This window comes from Methylophaga sp. UBA1464 (assembly GCF_002325665.1).
Classification (GTDB): Bacteria; Pseudomonadota; Gammaproteobacteria; order Nitrosococcales; family Methylophagaceae; genus Methylophaga.
This window is the reverse complement of the sequence record NZ_DCSO01000101.1, coordinates 1-3381: the sequence shown is the minus strand read 5'-3', so window position 1 is coordinate 3381 and position 3381 is coordinate 1. Positions and strand designations below refer to the sequence as shown.

The window sequence follows — 3381 nt, the reverse complement described above, 5'->3', positions numbered from 1 at the left end:
CATTACTCTTCCTGATCTCACCCTTTTATCTGGCCTCCAGTCTTGGTGGTACCGGTTTTGATCTGCCATTTAATATCACTGTCTGGGCTGCGGCGACTTTGGTCATTGCTTATTCTGTCTGGTATTTCTGCGGGCAGGACAAGCTGATTCTTCCCATGAATTACAAAGGTTTGCTGGCATTGCCTGTGGGTATCCTTCTGGCCGCAGCTTTGGCGGGAGTGCAGGATCCAATTACCTGGATGTTTCGTATTGTGTATGTAATGGCTGGCGTTTTGTTTTTGTTTGGTCTGTTTCAATTTCGACTTAAAAATACCGATCGAATTTTGTTGCTGATTACTATTGCGACGTTGTTGCATAGCGTTGTTGGCATTATTCAGTTATTTGAATTACCAGTTTTATCAAGCTGGATAACCAGAACTGATAAAGCAATAGCGACGGGGGTATTTCAGCAGGTTAATGTGATGGCCAGTTTTCTGACTACCGGTATATTGGTTTCAGTTTATCTGTGCTTAAGACCTATTGCTCATAACCGATTTTATCTAAAAGTATTTTTGTTGATTACCATCAGTGTGGCCACTTATGTGATGGTGGCAACAGGCTCAAGGATTGGGCTGTTATCAGGAATATTAGGCCTGTTAATGTTACTGATAGCTTATCGGACGCAAGTCAGCAAAAATTGGAAAACCATTTTTTCTGCTTTATTGCTAATTGTTTTTGCCAGTGTGTTAGCAAAAGAAGGGTTACACAAAACAGTTGATAAATCCTACCAAATGGTAGAAGCGCAATATGCAGATCAACGTCTAAGCATTTATCGTATTTCGCTGGATGCTTTTTATGAAGCACCAATAAAAGGACATGGTATTGGTAGCTTCCTGGAAAAATTTGGCTTGGCTTCTTCTGCTTTTTATCAACAACATCCAACTGCAGAAATGCCGACTTATATTGCTCATCCGCATAATGAGCTTTTGCAATGGGCAATTGAAGGGGGATTACTTGCGTTGATGGGTATTCTCATCGCTATGTTTAGTGTGCTGTGGTTTGCCGTTAAATACAAACAGCAAAGATTATTTGCCTATCTGGCATTATTACTTCCTATTACGTTTCATACGCAGGTCGAGCATCCTTTTTACATTTCATCATTTCACTGGTTTATTTGGTTAACTTTGCTATATGTATTACTCAATCATTATGTAGCCATAAGGCAAAACCCAATTAGCCTGATGGCAAAAAAATCACTTCGTGGTTTCGTCATTATTCTGCTGACAGTTACATTGTTTTTTTTATGGCAAACATCACAAGCTCAACAACAGTTATATCAATTCATAAATCAATCTCAGCGAACGCCCCAGCTTGATAGCGCCTTAAGCAATTTGTATTACAAAACATATGCAGAGCAAATTGTTATGCGTTCACATTTGCATGATGCAATTACCAAAAATGATGCTCAGAAATTAGTTCAGATTATTAATTGGTTTGAATCAGAATTGAATAGAACTCCAGAATTAAAATTATTTGAGGATGTGATTAATGGATACATTGCCTTGGAAATGCCTAAGCAACGCTGTGAAACGATCAGCAACAGTTTGCTTTATTATCCTGCAAATAAAGTATTACAAAGTATTCAAAATGACTGCTTGGTAATGAATTGACAAAAATTGTCACTTTGTGACTCAGGAAAGTCATTGGATAGAATGACTAGTTACTTGTTAATATTGTAACCTATTGAAATTAAATATTAAAAATCATTGGCATGGACGGTGCTTTAATAACTCCGAGCACAAAGCTTGTCGTCTATTTACGGAGATTTAAAATGAAAAAAGTACAACAAGGTTTTACATTAATCGAATTAATGATCGTTATTGCGATTATCGGTATCTTGGCGGCAATTGCTTTGCCTGCTTATCAAGATTACGTTACAAAAAGTAAATTCCAGGAAGTGATTTCAGTATCAAATGGTTATAAGACTGCTGTAGCTATTTGTGCTCAATCAAATGGTGGTGTTTTAACCGACTGTAATGCGGGTAGTAATGGTATTGAAGCTGCTGTAACTGCTGGAACATACAGTTACATTTCAACAATTGATGTTGCCGCCGGTGTAATTACTGCTACAGCTATTGCGGGTGAAGGTTTGAATTCAACAACATCTATATTAACTCCAACAGTTAATGCTACTGGTACTAGTTGGGGGCAAAGTGGTTCTTGTGAAGCGGCTGGCTGGTGTTAATAACCAGTTCGTTAATAAAGTTCTAACGCAAATAAAGAAGCCCCGATTCGTCGGGGCTTTTTTCTATCTGGCATACTCATGTTTATAATCCAAAACTAAAAAAACATAATTGAATCTGCTATAAACTTGATTTAAAGCGGTAATAGTGAAAATCCCTTTTGACAGCCGTGCTTAAATTGCTTTCAATTGCCCCATAAATCATAAATGGGGAATCTCGTGGAAAATCACCCGCAAATAATTACAGTTGGCTGGCGTGAATGGTTAAGCCTGCCAGAGTTGGGTATCGATCGAATCAAAGCCAAGGTGGATACCGGTGCCAGAACTTCCGCGATCCATGCTTTTTCGGTTGAGCCGATTGAGAAAAACGATGAGCTATGGGTACGATTTGGAGTACATCCCAATCAACATGATACCGAGACCGAAATCTGGTGCGAGGCGCGTGTTAAGGATGAGCGTAATGTTACTGACTCGGGCGGTCATACTGAAAAACGTTATGTGATTGAGACACTACTTAGCGTTGGCGGGCATAGCTGGCCGATTGAAATTACCTTGACCAATCGCGATACCATGCTTTTTAGAATGTTACTGGGACGCACTGCCATGACGACTGGTAATATATTGGTTAATCCGGCATTGTCCTATCAAGCAAGCCCCTCATTTCACGACACAACTCAAGCGCCTAAAGATGAAGCGCTTGATGGAGAATCTGCATGAAAATAGCCATTTTGTCCCGTAATTCAAAGTTGTATTCAACTCGCCGATTGGTCGAGGCAGCTGAGGCACGAGGGCACGAAGTGGATGTTCTGGATGTGTTGCGTTGTTACATGAACATCACTTCGATGAAACCCGAAGTGCATTACAAAGGCGAAAACCTTACCGGTTATGATGCGGTGATTCCTCGGATTGGTGCTTCGGTGACTTTTTACGGTACCGCCGTGCTGCGCCAGTTTGAGATGATGAATGTATATCCACTTAATGAGTCGGTGGCCATCAGTCGGTCGCGCGACAAACTTCGCGCTCTCCAGTTATTATCCCGCCGCGGTATTGGTTTGCCGGTGACGGGCTTTGCCCATCGACCTGATGATGTCGACGATTTAATCAAGATGGTAGGTGGTGCGCCGCTGGTGATTAAACTTTTAGAAGGTACTCAGGGAATC

Annotated in this window: 3 protein-coding genes and 1 pseudogene; all 4 read left to right on the top strand. The window is 40.8% G+C overall.

Annotation, left to right across the window (positions count from 1 at the left end; all coding sequences use genetic code 11):
- On the top strand, positions 1-1649 hold a 1649-nt coding region (locus B3O33_RS13870), incomplete at its 5' end, for a PglL family O-oligosaccharyltransferase (RefSeq protein ID WP_292363839.1).
- Between the two features lie 161 nt (positions 1650-1810).
- Positions 1811-2224, top strand: coding sequence for a pilin (locus B3O33_RS13865; protein ID WP_292359121.1), 414 nt, complete (start codon positions 1811-1813; stop codon positions 2222-2224).
- A 216-nt stretch (positions 2225-2440) separates the two neighbouring features.
- Positions 2441-2938, top strand: coding sequence for an ATP-dependent zinc protease (locus tag B3O33_RS13860; protein ID WP_414673299.1), 498 nt, complete (start codon positions 2441-2443; stop codon positions 2936-2938).
- Positions 2935-3381 (top strand): annotated as a pseudogene (locus B3O33_RS13855) (30S ribosomal protein S6--L-glutamate ligase); the annotation flags it as partial. The gene B3O33_RS13860 and the pseudogene B3O33_RS13855, both read left to right, overlap by 4 nt.

Excerpts from the sequence above, each read along its gene's own strand:
- B3O33_RS13865 (WP_292359121.1), top strand. The coding sequence starts at position 1,811 with ATGAAAAAAGTACAACAAGGTTTTACATTAATCGAATTAATGATCGTT.